This is a genomic window from Ensifer sp. ENS11, assembly GCF_014851895.1.
Lineage (GTDB): Bacteria > Pseudomonadota > Alphaproteobacteria > Rhizobiales > Rhizobiaceae > Ensifer > Ensifer canadensis.
Window position 1 is genome coordinate 1 of the sequence record NZ_JACVAN010000012.1, and the last position, 17,160, is coordinate 17,160.

The 17,160-nt window shown below is 60.5% G+C and carries 18 protein-coding genes; 10 read left to right on the top strand and 8 right to left on the bottom strand.

The window, feature by feature from the left end:
* The 5 genes from IB264_RS21235 to IB264_RS21255 form a co-directional block, all read right to left on the bottom strand.
* A partial coding sequence (locus IB264_RS21235; protein ID WP_210335649.1) for a ThuA domain-containing protein occupies positions 1–467 on the bottom strand: 467 nt, incomplete at its 3' end.
* 108 nt (positions 468–575) lie between these two features.
* Entirely contained in the window at positions 576–1,604 is a 1,029-nt protein-coding gene (locus IB264_RS21240; protein WP_057212620.1) for an ABC transporter ATP-binding protein, read from the bottom strand.
* An 11-nt stretch (positions 1,605–1,615) separates the two neighbouring features.
* On the bottom strand, positions 1,616–2,446 hold the full coding sequence (locus tag IB264_RS21245; RefSeq protein ID WP_057205807.1) for a carbohydrate ABC transporter permease: 831 nt from the start codon (positions 2,444–2,446) through the stop codon (positions 1,616–1,618).
* On the bottom strand, positions 2,446–3,429 hold the full coding sequence (locus IB264_RS21250; RefSeq protein ID WP_057205809.1) for a carbohydrate ABC transporter permease: 984 nt from the start codon (positions 3,427–3,429) through the stop codon (positions 2,446–2,448). Before IB264_RS21250 ends, IB264_RS21245 begins: the two co-directional genes overlap by 1 nt.
* 187 nt (positions 3,430–3,616) lie before the next feature.
* On the bottom strand, positions 3,617–4,879 hold the full coding sequence (locus IB264_RS21255; RefSeq protein WP_057205811.1) for an ABC transporter substrate-binding protein: 1,263 nt from the start codon (positions 4,877–4,879) through the stop codon (positions 3,617–3,619).
* A gap of 362 nt (positions 4,880–5,241) precedes the next feature.
* Between IB264_RS21255 and IB264_RS21260 the strand changes: the two genes are divergently transcribed.
* Positions 5,242–6,261 carry a substrate-binding domain-containing protein gene (locus IB264_RS21260; RefSeq protein WP_025429608.1) on the top strand — a complete coding sequence of 340 codons (1,020 nt, stop codon included), beginning with the start codon at positions 5,242–5,244 and terminating at the stop codon, positions 6,259–6,261.
* A gap of 297 nt (positions 6,262–6,558) precedes the next feature.
* On the opposite strand, the gene IB264_RS35625 is transcribed toward IB264_RS21260, so the two are convergent.
* On the bottom strand, positions 6,559–6,918 hold the full coding sequence (locus tag IB264_RS35625; protein ID WP_082571752.1) for a hypothetical protein: 360 nt from the start codon (positions 6,916–6,918) through the stop codon (positions 6,559–6,561).
* A gap of 620 nt (positions 6,919–7,538) precedes the next feature.
* On the opposite strand from IB264_RS35625, the gene IB264_RS21270 reads away from it, so the two are divergent.
* Both IB264_RS21270 and IB264_RS21275 read left to right on the top strand, forming a co-directional pair.
* On the top strand, positions 7,539–9,098 hold the full coding sequence (locus tag IB264_RS21270) for an ABC transporter substrate-binding protein (RefSeq protein ID WP_057212630.1): 1,560 nt from the start codon (positions 7,539–7,541) through the stop codon (positions 9,096–9,098).
* 210 nt (positions 9,099–9,308) lie between these two features.
* Complete coding sequence (locus IB264_RS21275; RefSeq protein WP_057205818.1) at positions 9,309–9,848, top strand: ribonuclease H; 540 nt, start codon at positions 9,309–9,311, stop codon at positions 9,846–9,848.
* Positions 9,849–9,989: 141 nt separating this feature from the next.
* Here the strand turns inward: IB264_RS21275 and IB264_RS21280 are convergent, their stop codons facing one another.
* Complete coding sequence (locus IB264_RS21280; protein WP_057205820.1) at positions 9,990–10,298, bottom strand: hypothetical protein; 309 nt, start codon at positions 10,296–10,298, stop codon at positions 9,990–9,992.
* A gap of 431 nt (positions 10,299–10,729) precedes the next feature.
* Between IB264_RS21280 and IB264_RS35410 the strand changes: the two genes are divergently transcribed.
* The 4 genes from IB264_RS35410 (at position 10,730) to IB264_RS21300 (ending at position 14,685) form a co-directional block, all read left to right on the top strand.
* Positions 10,730–12,337, top strand: a complete 1,608-nt coding sequence (locus tag IB264_RS35410; RefSeq protein WP_156612942.1) for a sensor histidine kinase — start codon at positions 10,730–10,732, stop codon at positions 12,335–12,337.
* Positions 12,334–12,933 carry a response regulator transcription factor gene (locus IB264_RS21290; protein ID WP_057223728.1) on the top strand — a complete coding sequence of 200 codons (600 nt, stop codon included), beginning with the start codon at positions 12,334–12,336 and terminating at the stop codon, positions 12,931–12,933. The genes IB264_RS35410 and IB264_RS21290 overlap by 4 nt, the downstream gene beginning before the upstream one ends.
* A gap of 116 nt (positions 12,934–13,049) precedes the next feature.
* Entirely contained in the window at positions 13,050–13,538 is a 489-nt protein-coding gene (locus tag IB264_RS21295; RefSeq protein WP_057223730.1) for a heme-binding protein, read from the top strand.
* 886 nt (positions 13,539–14,424) lie between these two features.
* The gene (locus tag IB264_RS21300; protein ID WP_063991816.1) at positions 14,425–14,685 is read left to right on the top strand and encodes a hypothetical protein; all 261 of its coding nucleotides are present in this window, start codon (positions 14,425–14,427) and stop codon (positions 14,683–14,685) included.
* 165 nt (positions 14,686–14,850) lie between these two features.
* Here the strand turns inward: IB264_RS21300 and IB264_RS21305 are convergent, their stop codons facing one another.
* On the bottom strand, positions 14,851–15,654 hold the full coding sequence (locus IB264_RS21305; protein ID WP_057223732.1) for an APH(3'') family aminoglycoside O-phosphotransferase: 804 nt from the start codon (positions 15,652–15,654) through the stop codon (positions 14,851–14,853).
* Positions 15,655–15,868: 214 nt separating this feature from the next.
* Between IB264_RS21305 and IB264_RS21310 the strand changes: the two genes are divergently transcribed.
* The 3 genes from IB264_RS21310 (at position 15,869) to IB264_RS21320 (ending at position 17,151) form a co-directional block, all read left to right on the top strand.
* Entirely contained in the window at positions 15,869–16,273 is a 405-nt protein-coding gene (locus tag IB264_RS21310; RefSeq protein ID WP_057223734.1) for a VOC family protein, read from the top strand.
* Positions 16,274–16,417: 144 nt separating this feature from the next.
* Positions 16,418–16,744: a helix-turn-helix transcriptional regulator gene (locus IB264_RS21315; protein WP_025429617.1), complete on the top strand. Its 327-nt coding sequence runs from the start codon at positions 16,418–16,420 to the stop codon at positions 16,742–16,744.
* Positions 16,741–17,151: an SRPBCC domain-containing protein gene (locus tag IB264_RS21320; protein WP_025429618.1), complete on the top strand. Its 411-nt coding sequence runs from the start codon at positions 16,741–16,743 to the stop codon at positions 17,149–17,151. The genes IB264_RS21315 and IB264_RS21320 overlap by 4 nt, the downstream gene beginning before the upstream one ends.
* Positions 17,152–17,160 lie beyond the last annotated feature (9 nt).

A 17,160-nucleotide genomic window follows, 5' to 3' on the forward strand; every position in this document is an offset into this window, starting at 1 on the left:
TACATCTCCTCGTTCTCGAGCACGAAGTTCTCGCCGATGCCCTCGGCGATCGGATGACGCGGGTTGATCGCCCAGAGCCGTTCACGCTCGCCGGCCTCGCGCCACTTCAATGCGCAGGGCGTGCCCATCAGCCGCTTGAAGATCTTGGAGAAATGGCCGGAATGCAGGACGATCAGGCCCATGCCTTCCCAGACGCGCTTGGCAACGCGCTCGACGACCTCGTCGCTGACGGCGCCGTGGTCCTTGTGCCCCCACCACAGAAGCACATCGGTCTTCGCCAGTCGCTCCTCGCTCAGGCCATGCTCCGGTTCCTGCAGCGTCGCCGTCGTTGCCTCGATCGAAACGTCCGTGTTCAGCGCCGCCGCGATGGTGTTGTGCATCCCGTTCGGATAGATGCTCCTGACCACCTCATTGGTCTGCTCATGGATATTCTCGCCCCATACGACTGTTTTGATAGGCACGGTCATTCTCCCTGCGTGTTCGCCCGTCACGGGCATGTCGTCTTACGATTGATCGGGTCGCCATGAATTGGCGACCCCGAAGCTTAAGGCCGTCTCAGTGTTCACCAGGGCTTGTCAGGCGGCCCCTCTCATGGGCGCACGGCCCAGGGCCAGCCCCGACGCATCAAAGCGGTGAATGTTGTCGCCGACCGGCGAGATCTGTACGATCTCTCCCGGTTGGTGAAGCGAGGTGCCACCTTCCCGGACGATGACCGGTTCGGCGGAGCCGATATCGAGATAGATGTAGCTGTCGGACCCCAGCATCTCGGAATGCACCACCGTCCCGGACCATTTGCCGTCACCCGCCCTGATTTCCAGATGCTCGGCCCGGATGCCGATCGTGTGGGCGTCGTAGGGAGCAGCAAGAGCGCCCGAGAGGAAGTTCATCTTCGGCGAGCCGATAAAGCCGGCGACGAACACAGAATTCGGGCTCTCGTAGAGTTCGAGCGGCGTGCCGATCTGTTCGACCACGCCATCCCGTAGCACGCAAATGCGATCTGCCAATGTCATCGCCTCGACCTGATCATGCGTGACATAGACCATCGTCGTCTTGTGCATACTGCGATGCAGCTTGGCGATCTCGATCCGGGTCGCGACCCGAAGTGCCGCATCGAGATTGGAGAGCGGCTCGTCGAACAGGAAGACCTTGGGGTCGCGTACGATCGCGCGGCCGATCGCGACGCGCTGCCGCTGGCCACCGGAGAGCTGCCGGGGCAGTCGCTTGAGATAGGGGGTGAGCTGCAGCATCTCCGCCGCCGCTTCCACCCTCTTTTTGCAACTCTCCTTGTCCTTGCCCGCAAGCTGCATGCCGAAAGACATGTTCTCGAAGACCGTCATATGCGGGTAAAGCGCGTAGGACTGGAACACCATCGCAATGCCGCGCTTCGACGGCGTCAACTGGTTGACCACCTGCCCGTCGAAGGAAAGCGTGCCGGACGTGATTTCCTCGAGCCCGGCAATCAAGCGCAGCAGCGTGGACTTGCCGCAGCCGGACGGTCCGACGAAGACCATGAACTCGCCGGCCCGGATATCCATGCTGACGCCCTTGATCACCTCGAAGGCGCCGAAGGACTTGCGCACGTTGCGCAATTGAAGCTCTGCCATGTTTTTCTCCCCTATCCTTTGACGCCGCCGGCCGTGAGCCCGGAAATGATCCGCCGCTGAAAGATCAAAACGAGGATCACCAGCGGCACGGTGACGATGATCGATGCGGCCATGATGTTGCCCCACGGAATTTCGTACTGGCTGTTGCCCGAAAGAAGCGCGATCGCGACCGGCACGGTGCGCTGGCTGTCTGAGGACGTGAAGGTCAGCGCAAACAGGAACTCGTTCCAGGCGGCGATGAAGGCGAGCAGGCCCGTCGTCACCAGCGCCGGCCACATCAGCGGCAGGAACACCCGGGTGATGATCACCCAGGGTGTGGCGCCATCGACGATCGCCGCTTCCTCGATCTCGATCGGCAGATCCCGCATGAAGGTGGTGAGCACCCAGACCGTGAAGGGCAGCGTGAAGATCATGTAGGAAAAGATCAGCGCCAGCGGCGTGTTGAAAAGCCCGACCGAGCGGATGAGTTCGAACAGACCGGCAAGCACGGCGATCTGCGGAAACATCGACACCGACAGGATCGTCAGAAGCAAAAGCCCGCGTCCGCGAAACCGCACCCGTGCCAGCGCATAGGCAGCGGTGACCGCGAGCAGCAGCGACACCGCGACGACGACGGTTGCGACCAGCAGGGAGTTGGCGAGGTTGCGCAGGAAGCCACTGCTCGAGACGATCCCTGCGTAGTTCTCGAAGGAGATCTCAGTCGGCCAGTAATCGACCCGAAAGAGCGCGGTTCCGGATTTAAAGCTCGTCAGGACCGCGTAATAGAACGGGAAGACGGCCATGATGATAATGGCGGCGACGAGGGCATAGAACGCCGTGCGTCTGGTAAGAGTGGCGATCATCAGCGCTCTCCTTCGAGATTGACCCGGCCGAACCACATGTAGGCGACGGTGATCGCCGCAATGATCAGGAACAGCATCGTCGAGGCGGTGGCGCCATAAGCGAACTTGTCGAAGTCGAACAGGTTTTCGCGCGCCAGTACCGACATGGTCTTGGTCTGCGCATTGTTGGGCGTCAGCACATAGATGAGATCGAAGATGCGCAGCGCATCGAGCATGCGGAAGATCACGGCGACCATCAGAGCGGGCCGGATCAGGGGCAGCGTCAGCCGCCAGAAGACCTTGACGGGATGGACCCCGTCGATTTTGGCCGCCTCGTAGATATCCGACGGCACCATCTGCAACCCGGCGAGGATCAGCAGCGCCATGAACGGTGTCGTCTTCCAGACGTCGACGATCAAAACCGCGACCATCGCGGTCTCCGGATTGGCCGTCCAGGCGATCTTCTGGCTGATCAGACCAAGGCCGAGCAGCAGGTCGTTGAGAATACCGAACTGGTCGTTGAGCATCCACGCCCACATCTTGGCGGAAACGATCGTCGGAATGGCCCACGGGATCAGGATCGCCGCCCGCACCAGCCCGCGCCCCGGGAAATGGGCGTTCAGCACCAGCGCCACAACCAGTCCCAACACCGTCTCAATGGTGACGGATAGCGCCGAGAATTTCAGCGTGTTCCAGACGGCGTTCCACCAGGCGGGATCGGCAAGCAGGCCGTTATAGACCGTGCGCCCGCTCTTCAGCGTGATCCAGCTCAGATAGTTCTTGAAGCCTACGAACTCGGCGCCCTCAAGGTTGGTCAGCGACGCATTGGTGAAGCTGAAATAGATGGTGCGCAGCAGCGGCCAGCCCGCCACCAACGCCAACACCAGCAAGGTCGGCGCGAGAAAGACCCAGGCGGAACGAATGCGCTGAGCATTGAGGTCGGAGCCGATTCTGGCACCACTCTCGAGTGTTCCAGGAGGCTCTGCGAGGGAAAGGTCGGTCATGTCTATACTCACCCTTGCCATTCGGCGCACGGCCGAGCGGTTGGCCTGAGAGGAACGGCGCCGCCAAGGCAATTCCGGGGAAAGTGTGAAACTGTTCTCTGTCCGGAATTTCCTGTATTCCAGCGCGCCGGAGTGGCTCGGTGGAGCGAGGGAAGGCCCTGAAGCACTTCCCTCGCCCCCGGGAGGATTACCAGCTGTCGCCCTTCATCTCCGTGAGTTCGACTTCGAGCAGTTCCAGGTTTTCTGCCGCCGTGCCGTTGCCGGACAGCGTGTTGTGAACGGCATTCCAGAACTTGGCGGAAACCTCGTTGTATTTGACCTTGGTGACCGCCGACGGCCGCGGCACGGCACTTTCGAAGATCGGCTTCCAGGCCGGCATGAACGGCTGTGCCTTGGCAATCTCCGCATCGTCGTAAAGAGCAGCAACCGTCGGAAGGTTAGAGAGCTGGATGGCCCGCTGCTTCTGCACCTCAGGCGATGCGAGGAACTTGACGAGAGAAATCGCCGCTTCCTGATCGTCGGAATATTTGGAGACGGCAAGGTTCCAGCCACCGAGCGTCGAGGACGGTTGATCGCCATCAGTCGCCGTCGGCAGCGGCGTGACGGCGAACTTGGCCTTCACCGCGCTGTCGTCACCATTGCCAAGCGCATAGGCATAGGGCCAGTTGCGCATGAAGACGGCGTTGCCGGTCTGCCAGACACCGCGCGATTCTTCTTCCTGATAGGCAAGCGCGCCTTGCGGCGAAATCGTGCCGATCCATCCCTTGATGCGGTCGATGGCTGCCGCCGCCTTCTCGTTGTTGATCGAGATTGTGCCGTCCGGCTCGACGATCTGGCCGCCACCTGAAGATTTGACCCATTCGAGCGCATTGCAGGTCAATCCTTCATAGGCGTTGCCCTGGAAGACGTAGCCCCAGAGGTCTGCCTGGCCGGCGGCGCGTTCCTTCTCCTGGATTTCCTTGGCGGTCGCCGCCAGTTCGTCCCAGGTCTTCGGCGGCGCCTTGCCGTATTTTTCCAAGAGGTCCTTGCGATAGTAGAGCGCCGGCGCATCGGTAAAGGCCGGCAGGGCCACCAGGCGGCCGTTGACGGTCTGCGAGGCAATGATCGACGGGAAGTGCTGACCGACGACATCCTTGGTCGCTTCGGTCAAGTCGACGAACTGGTCGGCGAGCTGCGGCGCCCAGACGACGTCGGTCTGGTAGACGTCGACGTCCTTGTTTCCGGCGGCAAGCCACAGACGGTACTGGCTGAACTGCTCGCTGCTCGACGGCGGCATGGTGACCAGGCTCACCTTGTGCCCGGTTTGCTTCTCGAAGACGTCGAGTTGCTCGCGGATGAAATTGACGTTCTTCCCGGTCGTGTTGGCCGCCAGCGAAAGCTCGGCGGCTACGACGACATCGGCTGCGGCGATGGCCGTGCAAAAACTCAAGGCGCTGAGAATGGCTCTCATGTCGGTTGACTCCTCCTGGTTCCCCTATGCCGCTCGAAAACTCCTCAGTAATTCGAAAGCGGTTTGGTTGGAAAAAGCTGCCAGAAGCAGAAAAATCTGTCAACCCTTTCGAGAAACCCCCTGCAAATACATGGGTACTCAGAATTTTATTATTATGATTCAATATATTGCCGAGTGCATGATCGTTTATGATGGAGACAAGCGGCAAATATGGATTTACGCATGTTCGGTCAAAATTTAAAACGCTTTGGTTATTTGCTCGCGAGGAGATGCATGTGGGAACGCGCCGACAATTGGATTGTTACCGGCGGTGAAGGCGTATATTCCTGCAGGATAATGAGGGCTGAGGATACGAGTATCGCATGAAGCTAAGGGAGTTCGCGCAACAACTGGGCCTTTCGCCGACGACAGTCAGCCGTGCTCTGAGCGGCTATCCCGAGGTCAGCGAGAAAACGCGAACAAGGGTGGCCGAGGAAGCCGCCCGCCTCGGCTATCGTCCGAACATCAATGCTGTGCGGCTCGTCACCGGGCGCGCCGGCGCCATCGGCGTCGTCATGGGGCGGTCCGGTGAATTCCACTTCTCCGAGTTCATGAGTGGCATGGCGGAGAGATTGGGAACCCAGGACATCGACATCCTGGTCAGCCCAATGGACGAGAAAGCCACCAAGGGCGAGATCCAACTCTACAGCCGGCTGGCCGTAAGCGGCCGGGTGGACGCCGTGATTGTGCATTCGCCGGAACCGAATGATGAACGCATCACCTTGCTGCACAGGCTCGGCATGCCCTTCCTGGTCCATGGCCGTTCCGAAACCGACGTGCCCCATGCCTGGCTCGATATCGACAATGAGGGCGCCATTCACCGTGCAACATCACATCTGCTCGATCTCGGGCACCGACGCATCGCGATGATCAATGGGCGCGAGGGCCGAACGTTCTCGCTTCATCGCGACAAGGGATACAGAGATGCATTGCAACAGCGAGGCATCCCGTTTGACCCGCGTCTCGTCGCCCACGGCAACTTTACCGACGAGCTTGGCTTCCGCTTCGCACGTTCCTTCCTCGAGCAGACCCCCCGCCCGACGGCGTTCGTCGCCGGCTCAATGATGACGGCACTTGGAGTATACCGGGCAGCGCGCTCCATCGGGCTCGAAATCGGACGCGATATCTCCGTGATCGCCCATGACGACGTCTTTCCCTATCTGACACCCGAGACCATGGTCCCCTCGCTCTCCGCCACTCGTTCGTCCATGCGCGCCGCCGGCGCGCGCACCGCCGATCTCGTGCTGCAACTGCTCGCCGGCAGACCCGCATCCGAGATCCACGAACTCTGGCCGGTCGAGCTTATTCTTCGTGAATCGACCACGCCCCTCCGCCAAAGCTAACAAGGAACGCTGGCCATCGGCTGCTACAGGCCGGGCTTCGGCAGCTTCTTCGAAGGCTACATCTTGCAATCTTCGGCTATCCCTCCGCGGTTCGACCAGGCAAGAAGGCCGCCGCCCAAACAACGATTCGCAAACCTGGGACCAGGACCTCCAAGGCTCAGTCTCGTCCCTGCGCCAGACGGCAGTTATGCCTCCTTTCTTGCCGAGCTCCGAGCGCTCCGCAACAAACGATCACCGTAATACAGACTGTCCCACCGCCCCTTAAGCCACCTCAAGGTAACAATGCCGGCGCTGCCCTCATAGCCAAAAGCGGGTGGTCTTAGGGGTCGCTCGCATGCCGTCGTGCGCATAGAGACGACCGGGGGCTTCCGGGTGACGAAGGAAGTGGAGTTCCTTGCCGGCCGCGGCGTAGGAATGGGGCGAGAATTGTTCGAGGCACTCGGGGACCCGGTTGGCGGCGTTTGCGGCCTTGACGCCGAACCAGTTCAGAGCGTCCTGCGGGGAATAAGCCTCCGCGACGAGGAGGGCACCGCTCGGCTGAAGGGCCACGGTCAGCGTGATACCCCTCACCTTCCTGAGCTCGAAATTGCGGTTGGGCAGATCCAGCGTCCATTCCGGCGCAAAGCCGATGCCAAGACTGGCCGTCCTGATTGTCAACAAATCAGTTATAAATAGTACTCAACATTGTCGACAATTACGTTGACAAATGCTGTCTGTGTGCGATGGTCCCGGTTAGCAGGCACGAGCTAGGGAGGAGCAGTGTTGATGCAAGGTCCTTGGAAGACCGTCGCGACAGCGTATCCGCTGGGCTTTTTGCGAGTGGCGCACACCCAACACGCTCCGCTGAGCCGATCGGCGTGCATCTTCTCACTCTATCCCCATTCCGCATCGAACGTTCCTCAACCACGTCGATGGTGTTTATCGACAACAAGATTTGGCGTTTCAAGCGACGCAAGGTGGCGAGTTTGGCAACGATACGGATTTCAACGCTGACAACTTGATTACCTTGCTGGCTAAGGAGCTCGACCGCCAAAGCGTTTGGCGATCGAAACGGGGGCGCTCAGTTCAAGCACGCGTTGCTCATGTTCCCGCTGTAGCGGCAGCCGGTGGCCTCGGGCGATGACCGTCAGGATTGAGCAGATCGTGTCCGCGCCGACAACAAGCCGCGCCACTGGCTGACCCGGCGATCCGACGTATCGGCTGCGAGCCGTCCGTGCCTTTTACGAAAAAGATTCCCGTCAAGGGGATAGGTGACCTCAACCAGGGAGAACTGCAGAATGCTCAAGAAACTGACCCTCGCGGCCGTCATGTCGGCTGCGCTTTCCGCGGCTGGTCACGCGGAAACGCTCAAATGGGGCGCCTCGCGCGACATCTATTCGCTCGACCCTTATTCTTATGGCGACAGCTACACGCTGTCTTTTCTCAATCACGTCTATGAGGGGCTTGTCCGCTTTGACGCCGAACTGAAGATCGAGCCGGCGCTGGCGATATCCTGGGAGACCGTATCGGATACGGTCTGGCGGTTCCATCTGCGCGAGGGCGTGAAGTTCCATGATGGCGCCGACTTCACCGCGGACGACGTGATTGCCTCTCTTACTCGGGTCAGCGATCCGGTGTCCCCGCTCCGCGGCAACCTTCCGGCCTACAAGTCGGCGAAGAAGGTCGACGACCACACTGTCGATATCGAACTGGTCGGACCCTCCCCGCTGCTGCTGAACGACCTGACGAATATCCACATTTTCGACGCTACCTGGCTCACCGACAACAACTCGCTGAAGCCAACGGATGTCGGCAAAAGGATCGAAGGCTACGCCACTTACCACGCCAACGGCACTGGTCCGTTTGAGCTCGAGAGCCGCGCGCCCGACAGCAAAACCGTTCTCGTCAAGAACGCCGAGTGGTGGGACGCGTCGCAGTCCAACATCGATCGCATCGAGTTCACACCGATCATCTCGGCAGCGACGCGAGTAGCCGCGCTGTTGTCGGGCGAGATCAACTTCACCGAGAATGCGCCTGCACAGGATATCCCGCGCCTTGTCGCGCAGCCGGACCTGAAGGTCATGGAGCGCACCGACCTGCGCACCATCATGGTCGGTTTCAACCGCAAACCGAACCTGGCCAACGGCGTCGACAACAAGTTCAACGACCTGCGTGTCCGCCAGGCTGTCGCCCATGCGCTGGACAAGGACCTCATTCAGAAGCGGGTCATGCGCGGCAAGTCGAGGATCGCGGGGACGATCATTGCGCCTGAGATTCCCGGGTATGCCGAAGCACTGGACATGGTGGTGCCGTTCGATCCCGAATTGTCAAAAAAGCTGCTCGCCGAAGCCGGCGCCAGCGATCTCCCCTTCACCCTCGTCTGCACGAACGAGGCCTATATCAACGAGGAGGAGCTTTGCCAGAGTATCGTCAACATGCTGAGCCGCGCCGGTTTCAAGCCGCAGCTCGACATAGGCCCGACGGCTGCACAGGCGCCCAAGCGCACGGGGGGTCTATCTGATGTCTACCTCATCGGCTGGGCGAACGAGCCGATGCTCGACAGCTACTCGATCCTGCTCCAGATGATCGAGACGAGGAGCGACAAGGCGGGCGTTTTCAACTGGGGTGGCTGGAGCTATCCAGATATTGATAGGCTGATCATCCAGGCATCGACCGAAATGGATCGAACGAAGCGGCTCGAATTGCAGACCAAGGCACTCCAGATGGTCAAGGACGAAATGATCATGTTGCCGTTGCACCAGCAGCCAATGGCCTGGGCGATGAGCAATGAGATCGACCGGGTCGCTCAGCTGGCGGACAACAAGCCGCGCCACTGGCTGACTCATTTCGCCGAGTAACCGCCGTGAGGAGCTGGAACGACAGGCGTTCCAGCTCCTGCCCAACTTGCGTTTTCAGCGCGTCCCAATCGCGATCGTGGCGTCGCCAGCCTATTTCGAGCGGCATCCGCTTCCACAAACCCCGTATGGATCGTACGGCGGCTTCTGCCTTGAGCCCACTTCAGAATGTAAAACGTTAGGCAGATGTACGCGACAGGATTAAATGGCAAGATGAACGGCATTTTCACCAAGCTCTGTGCTCCCGATCACACCGCCGAGATACTGCCCATTTCCGAGGGCCTTCACGTCTTTACGGACGGCTCGTATGAACCGACCTCTGCCAAAGGCGGATGGGCATTCGTCGTCTATCGCAATGGCGCGGAAATAGCATCCGAGTTTGGCGGCGCCCGACCTTCCGCCGACAACACAATGGAGTTGACCGCGCTCTTCAAGGCAGCGCTGTGGGTCAACGGCAATGCCTCAGGCGAACGCGCAATCGTCTGGTCCGATTCCGTTTACGCGGTAAATGGCTGCAACAGCTGGCGCCAGATCTGGAAGAACAACGGCTGGAAAAAGATTGTCCCGAATGCGAAGGCCAGAAGCCGGACAATAGCCAATGCCGAGCTTTGGATGGCGATCGATCTTCAGCTGTCTCGCAATCCCCAACTGGCTATCGCGTGGTGCAAGGGCCATTCCGGGCTCGTTGGCAACGAGCGTGCGGATACCCTTGCGGGACTTGCGCGCCAATCTGCCCGGTGCAGCGACCGTTGAAACCGTCAGTGTCTTTCGCCAATTCGGCGATGCCAATGACGGCATTGCCAGGACGGCCAGAGCGTTTCCGCGAAACGCTCTAACGCCATGTTTTACCCATTTCCGGACGGAAAACCGCTTCGCGCTTTTCCTGGAAATCCTCTAATGGCAGGCTTCCGGTGTGTGGGTCATCACAGCAGCCACGGCAGCAGTTGATCTCGTCGAGGACAGATGCACGAGCGTAATCCCCAGCTCGAGAAGAAGCTCGGCAGATTTGAGATCCTGCGTTCCGAGGTTGTCGGCATATCCGCGGATCGTGCATGCAACACACTTCGAGTTGGCGGCAAAACGGGCGTCGCCCAGGTCTTCGGCCTCTTCGGCGACAGCATCGAGCGCACCGGCGACCGTTTCGAGCATGCAGCACCGTTCGCGCATGCTCATGTCTTCAAGCGTTTTTGGGATCCCGACCATGTTATCTCCTTCGCGCCCGGCAGGATGAGCCGCGGCGCTGGTATCACGTTCGAATTCTGGTGTTGCACCTCATATGGAAATCGCAGCGGCTATAAGCAAATCATGCCGGCCATGCGGCTGCTGCATGGCACGCGCAGCAATTCAAAGTGCTACAGCGACCTTTGCGCGTCTAATAAGACGCGCGGCGCTGTGGGGCTGCAGCGGTGTGTGCCACCGCGCGTCAGGTTCCGCCAGGTTTCATCATCACGTGCGTGTGGTATGACGTCTCACGGCCCCAACGTTTTGGGGTCAATCATCAGATTGGGATGCGGTAGCCGGCGAAGCAGAGACATGTTTGAATTGAGTGCTCATTTTACGCTACGCGTGTTGGATCAGGCCGAAGACATCGGCAGCAGACCAGCCACGTCATCTTTGACCCTGGTTGAGTTTGAGTGAGCAACACCCTCTTGAAGTCCTGGTTGTTCGGCGTGGCGTTGTGGCTCGCTGCGGTCTCGGCATTTGCGCTCTATTCCGTCGAAGCGTCGCGGCAGCGGCTGACCGATGAACTGGCGGTGACGGGCCGGACCCTGCACCGCTTGATATCCCAGCGTGCCGCGCAGCACGACGCCCACATGACCAGCCTGATCGCATTGACCAGCGACACGGACCCCACACGATTGGACGCCACCCGGCAGGTGATGGAAAGTGTTGCGCGTTTCTATCCGCGCATCGCCTGGCTCGCGCTTGTTTCGCTCGATGGCAAGGTCGGACTGCAAGGCGCCGCAACGGCGCAAAGTGGCGGTGCACCTAAACTGTTGCTCGAAGTCCCCTCCGGCGGGGGCGAAGATCTTTCCCCGTTGCGCGACGCAATCACGCGACAACAGCGCGGCAAGGGAGGGGCCTATGTCGGCAGTAATGGCCGGTATCTGCTGGCCAAGCGGGCACAGGCGCCTTCGGACACCGCGCTGGTGATTTCCATCGACGCGCGCCATCTGCTGGAGCAGGAGGAACAACCGCGATGGGCGCACGTCAGGCTTACGCTCAACGAGCAGCTGTTGCTCGACCTGCCGGCCGAGGATGCCGTCAGTGGCAACACATCTTTCGTCGCGCCCGCCCATTTCGAATCGACGATCGACAGTGAGAGCCAAAGGATCTCGCTGTCACTCGACCGGCCGATGCCGACTGAGGCGCTCCTGCCTTTGAGACCGTTGATCGGCTTTGCGGCAATGGCCGGACTGGCGTCGTTCGCGCTAGTGTTCGCATTGCGCCAGCGCGCCGCCGTCCAGAAATCCCAGAAGTCGACGCGAGAGGCCGAAGCCCGAGCGCTCTTGCAGGAGCGACAGGCGCTGCTTGCTCATGCTTCGCGTGTCAACGCCATGGGCGAACTGGCGTCAGGCATAGCGCATGAACTGACGCAGCCCTTGACGGCAATGCTCAGCCGCAGCCAGGCGGCGCTCAGATTGGCCGGCACGGACAAGCCCGATATCGGGCTGATCTCAGACGCGCTTGAAGTCAATGTCCGCGAGGCGAAGCGTGCGGGAGAGATGCTGCGGCGGATGCGCGACTACGCCTCCAACCGCACGCCCGAGCCCGTCACCAGCGCGATCAATGGTATCGTTGCCGAAATCGCGGCGCTTACCGGCTCCGATCTTCAGCGACGCGGCATCCAGTTTAGCCTCGACCTGACGAAGGAGCCGCTTGCAGCCGACGTCGATCCGATTGAGCTGGAGCAGGTATTACACAATCTGATCCGCAACGCGGCCGACGCGCTGGAGGGCGCAGGGACCAAAGACGCGCAGGTCGAAATCGAGACACGAGCCATTGGTGACGAGGTAAAGATCATTGTGCGTGATAATGGACCGGGGATCGCCCCAAATGCTTTTCCCAAGCTGTTTCAACCGTTTTTTACGACCAAGCCCGATGGCATGGGCCTGGGGCTCTCGCTGTGTTCGACCCTGATCGAGCGCGTCGACGGCCGAATAGAAGCGGAAAATGCTGCAGGTGGCGGGGCGTGGTTTACGATTACGCTGCCACGTGCGCAGGAACAGGAGCCGCAGTGAGCAAATACCGGGTCTATCTGATCGACGACGATGAGGCGGTACGGACAGCGATCGCCTTTCTGCTCAGCACTTATGGCATCAATGTCGAAACATTTGGCGATCCCCAGACTTTCCTGACGCATATCGATGAGGAGAAGCCGGGATGCCTTATCGTCGATCTGCGCATGCCCTTGGTTTCGGGGCTGCAACTGCACGCGAAACTGGCCTCGCGCGGCATTGATTGGCCGACGATCATGATCACTGGCCATGGCGACGTCGCAGCCTGTCGACGGGCGTTCAAGGCGGGTATCCAGGATTTCCTGACCAAACCGGTGGACGGCGAGGTGTTGGTGGAGGCGCTGCAGCAGGCATTCGCCAGCTTCGATGCACGGCTCGAAAAGCGCGAGGCACGACTGCAGCTCGCACGGCTGACCGAACGCGAGCGGGAGGTTCTCGATATGGTCGCCTTGGGTTGGGCGAGCAAGGAGATCGCGGCAGCGCTCAACATATCGGCACGAACCATCGATGCGCACCGGGCGAAGATAGCCGAGAAGCTTGGCACCAGTTCGGTGGCCGAGTTCGTGCGGCTAACGCTCGCGGATAAGGGACCGGCATAGGTTGTCCTACCTATGCAGGGTGGTGCCATCGCGGATTCAGCAGGCGGGGCCGATTGGATAGTTCTGGTTTCGGAAAAGCGAAACGCTTCCTCCGGAAAAAGGACAGGAACCACGCCATGATCAAGACCCTTCTCGCAACGGCTTCCGCGCTCGTCATCGTCAGCGGCACCGCCCAGGCCGAACTGCTGACCGAAAAGAATATCCCGTCGAACCTGGCCGTCGAGTTCGCCACGAATGCGGTCCAGGCCTGCGCCGCCGACAAGTACAACGTGACGGCAGCAGTGGTCGACCGCGCTGGCGTGCTGCGCGCGCTCGTGCGCGCCGACAACGCCGGACCGCATACGGTTGAGGCGGCTCGCGCCAAGGCATTCACGTCGGCATCCTCGCGCACACCGACCTCGAAAATGGCAGAGAACGTCGCCAAGAACCCGGCCGCAGCCGAGCTGGTCAACATCGAAGGCTTTCTCGTGCTCGCCGGTGGTGTACCGATCAAGGCCGGTGACGTCACGATCGGCGCAATCGGCGTGGGTGGCGCTCCTGGTGGCAATCTCGATGAGGCCTGCGCAGCGGCCGCGATCGAAAAGGCTGCCGGCCAGCTGAAGTAATTCAGAAGCATGTCGCCCAAAAAAGCCCAGCAGTTTTGCGCGACATGGAAAGACAAGGCGCAGAGCGCAGCGACCGAATTTTTGACATCGCGACGCGCTTGGGCGACCGCCGGTAGGACCCGCCCTTCCGGTGCGATCGGCGGCCTTTGCTCACACTCCTATGCATGGTCTCGGCCAGGCTGGCATCGCTCGAACAGCGAAGCCGGCCTGGCCTGCCACTGTCTAGGCGCGGGTAACGGTCGCCATCCAATGCAGGGATCATCCCCCTTGGCGTCCCGGCCGATAAATGCGGCTGCCATCAATCGGCCAACAGAAAAACACCCCCGAACAGACGAGCCTCGTCCTTCCGGTTTCACTAAGAACTTCGGCAGGCAAAGGCAGCGAGAAGAACGGCGGAACGCTTCCGCGATCACCGCTCCAGGCGACGGGCGCCAGTGGCCGTAGCACAGCGACAGTCTTTGCGGCAGCAGCCTTGTCTCATAGAACGGCAGAGCCAGCGTGCGCTGGTGTATCGATGCCCGGGCAACAGAACGGTGTTGCAACTCAGCAACATATCTCACATCAATATTTGCAATTCGAAATTGCGACTTGCGAAGAGAATACTCTCATGCGACGTTGCATTGTCAGCAACCCACACTTTAGGAGGCGTGAGATGACATATACTCTCTTTAATATGCGCACTTCTGGTGGATTCGTTGCTGTGCTCGGGATGCATCTCGCATCCTGCGTCGACCCATCGGGTTCACGAAGCGCCTAAACGCTGACTTTCGACGGCTCGGCATTTCCCAACTGACCTACCGCTACCGGCCCACCGCGAGACCATTCGCGTCCAAGCCCAAATCAACTTTTAGAGGACCCGATCGCGTCGCAGCATCGGGATGAACACATGCGTGAAACATCATTTCCGGCCGCCGGCACTCTGCCGGCAGCCCTCGACGAACTGTGCCGTACATTTGGCATCTGGAGAACAACAGCCGGCCTCGTCAGGGCAGCCTGGCGGCATCACCGACTGATCAACCAGACAACCGGCCTCTCCAACCAGATGCGCCGCGATATCGGGCTTCCCGAAGTCCGCGAACCGCCCGACGACCCCTGGATCACTGCGTGGGCATCGCCTCGGTGGGCCCCGTCGCTTCTGATCAACTGAGGTGGAAGGCAACCGCCCAACCCAACGGGCAAGGCGGTTGTCGCCATAGCGCAACACGGGCATGATGCAAGTCGTGCCCGTGACCTGCCGCGCGGACGGCGACGTAGACATCATAGCCGAGCCATCAGGCTCACGCTGGAACCGGCCCATCGACGGGTGGCGCCATCAGCCCCACGTCAGTGGATCGAGACGCAGGTAGAAATCGAGACGCGCACGATCGGGTGCTACAATTCCCAATGTATCAAACAGGATGGCAAAAGCCCGCTGCTCCTGATCCGGACTCGTCCAGCTTTCACGGGCGTTGGCTGTCATCAGCGCCAGATCGGCGTAGCGGTCCGCCGTTCCGAGACGACCGAGATCGATCATGCCGCTGCAGCGAAGGGTTCGAGGGTCGATCATGAAGTTCGGCATGCACGGATCACCGTGACAGACGACCCTGTCACCCGTTTCCTGCTCGAGGCGAACCGCAAGTTCGCGCTCCACGCGCGCCAAAAGTTCGTGGGCGGGTGTCTCCTGATCATCGACCGCAAGAAAATCGGCGTTCACGGCATCCCGGGCCACCACGTCCGCGGCGCGCGCGAACATGGGCGCCAGACCGCGGTCGAATGGGCATTGGCCGGCATCGAGCGCGTGGAGAGAGCCGAGTTGCCAGGCCATGGACGGCCAGGCCTCGAGTAGGTCGGCAGCCGAAAGATCCACTGCCGGGATGCCTTCGATTGCAGAAATGATCAGGCAGGCACCTTCGTCGGCAATGTGCCAATCAGTCACTTCAGGCGTCAGGATGCCTTTGCCCTGCAGCCACAGGAGCCGATCGCGCTCTCCGGAAAGCTCGGCCGACCGGTCCGCCGTCGCGACCTTGGCATAGGCTCGTCCGTCGCTGCGCTGATAGACGAAATCTCCGGACTCTCCCGTGACGACCGGCACCCATTCGAAGGGCGAACGCCCGAAAAATTCATGTGACAAACTCAATGCGAAGACTCCCGCGACCTCAAAAGTGCTTGTGTTAGCTGGGTACCGCCAGCAAAGATTGCAACATCGTAGATCCGACAGATTAGACGCCGTCTGCTGCCTCATGCCCGGCCGCGCCGATCACCGATGGTGGCTTTCCACAGAACGCTGGCCGATGCTCGATCAAACTGACGCCGGCAACGCCGCGCACTTCCAGCACAGGACAGAGGGTAAAATGAACCAGACGCTCGCACTCATCGCTATTGTTGTTCGAGACTATGACGAAGCGATCGATTTCTATGTGAACAAGCTGAAGTTCGCCTTGGTCGAGGACAGCTATCAACCGGAACAGGACAAGCGCTGGGTGGTCGTCAAGCCGGTCGGCGACGGCAATACCTCTCTGCTACTCGCCCGCGCTTCCAGTCCCCACCAGGAAAACTATATCGGCGACCAGGCGGGTGGCCGCGTCTTTCTCTTCCTGCGGACCGCTGACTTTGTGCGCGACTACGCCGATCTGGTGGCACGCGGCGTCGAATTCGTCAGGGAACCCAAGGATGCACCCTACGGGACCGTCGCGGTCTTCAAGGATCTCTACGGCAACCTTTGGGATCTTGTGCAGTTTACGGATGGCAGGCCCTGAGGCCCTCGAGCACGAAGGGTTCCAACGCCACGGACTTCCGCAAGGTTTGCCGCTGTACCTAACGTCGACGACGTCGGAACCGGGCTTGACTACCCATAGCTCGGCGGTTATTGATCCAATCCATAGCCAACGAGTTATTGAATTGTGACGCCACAGCCGCACGAGATCCTGTTCAAAACCCTTGCCGATCCGACGCGACGGGCGCTCTTTGAGCGGCTGTGCCGCGACGGCGACCAGACGGTCGGGGCACTTACGGCGCACGCCGGGATATCGCAGCCGGCCGTTTCCAAACATCTCGGGATCCTGAAGCGCGCCGGCCTGGTGCAAGATCGGCACGAAGGCCGCCTGACCCACTATAGCGCGCAGCACGGCGCGCTTGACCCGTTGATCGGCTGGGCAAACCAGATGGCCGGGTTCTGGCACAACCGCTTCGACGACCTCGAAGACTTGCTCAAAAGGATGGACCAATGACCGAAACATCAACCGAAACGCTCACCGTCATCGTCGAACGGGAGGTACCCTATCCGGCGGAGAAGATCTGGCGCGCGCTCACCCAGCCTCACCTGATCGAGGAGTGGCTGATGAAGAACAATTTCAAGCCAGACCGTGGGCACCGCTTCAATCTGACTGCCGACTGGGGCGCCGTCGACTGTCAGGTGCAGGCGGTCGAACCCAACAAATCGCTATCCTATAGCTGGGACACCAAGGATCTGAAGAGCCTCGTGACCTGGACGCTCACCCCGACGGGCGCCGGTACCCGGCTGCGCATGGAGCAGTCCGGTTTCCGGCCAGATCAGCAGCCGTACTATCAGGGTGCAACGGCCGGATGGCCGAGATTCCTTTCGGCGCTCGAGGCGGTCCTGGGCCGGATGGACTGAAGACCAACC

Coding starts and splice junctions, on each gene's coding strand:
- IB264_RS21310 (WP_057223734.1), top strand. CDS start 15,869: ATGAACCAGACGCTCGCACTCATCGCTATTGTTGTTCGAGACTATGAC.
- IB264_RS21240 (WP_057212620.1), bottom strand. CDS start 1,604: ATGGCAGAGCTTCAATTGCGCAACGTGCGCAAGTCCTTCGGCGCCTTC.
- IB264_RS21275 (WP_057205818.1), top strand. CDS start 9,309: ATGAACGGCATTTTCACCAAGCTCTGTGCTCCCGATCACACCGCCGAG.
- IB264_RS21270 (WP_057212630.1), top strand. CDS start 7,539: ATGCTCAAGAAACTGACCCTCGCGGCCGTCATGTCGGCTGCGCTTTCC.
- IB264_RS21280 (WP_057205820.1), bottom strand. CDS start 10,298: ATGGTCGGGATCCCAAAAACGCTTGAAGACATGAGCATGCGCGAACGG.
- IB264_RS21320 (WP_025429618.1), top strand. CDS start 16,741: ATGACCGAAACATCAACCGAAACGCTCACCGTCATCGTCGAACGGGAG.
- IB264_RS21250 (WP_057205809.1), bottom strand. CDS start 3,429: ATGACCGACCTTTCCCTCGCAGAGCCTCCTGGAACACTCGAGAGTGGT.
- IB264_RS21295 (WP_057223730.1), top strand. CDS start 13,050: ATGATCAAGACCCTTCTCGCAACGGCTTCCGCGCTCGTCATCGTCAGC.
- IB264_RS21245 (WP_057205807.1), bottom strand. CDS start 2,446: ATGATCGCCACTCTTACCAGACGCACGGCGTTCTATGCCCTCGTCGCC.
- IB264_RS21255 (WP_057205811.1), bottom strand. CDS start 4,879: ATGAGAGCCATTCTCAGCGCCTTGAGTTTTTGCACGGCCATCGCCGCA.
- IB264_RS21260 (WP_025429608.1), top strand. CDS start 5,242: ATGAAGCTAAGGGAGTTCGCGCAACAACTGGGCCTTTCGCCGACGACA.
- IB264_RS21300 (WP_063991816.1), top strand. CDS start 14,425: ATGCGTGAAACATCATTTCCGGCCGCCGGCACTCTGCCGGCAGCCCTC.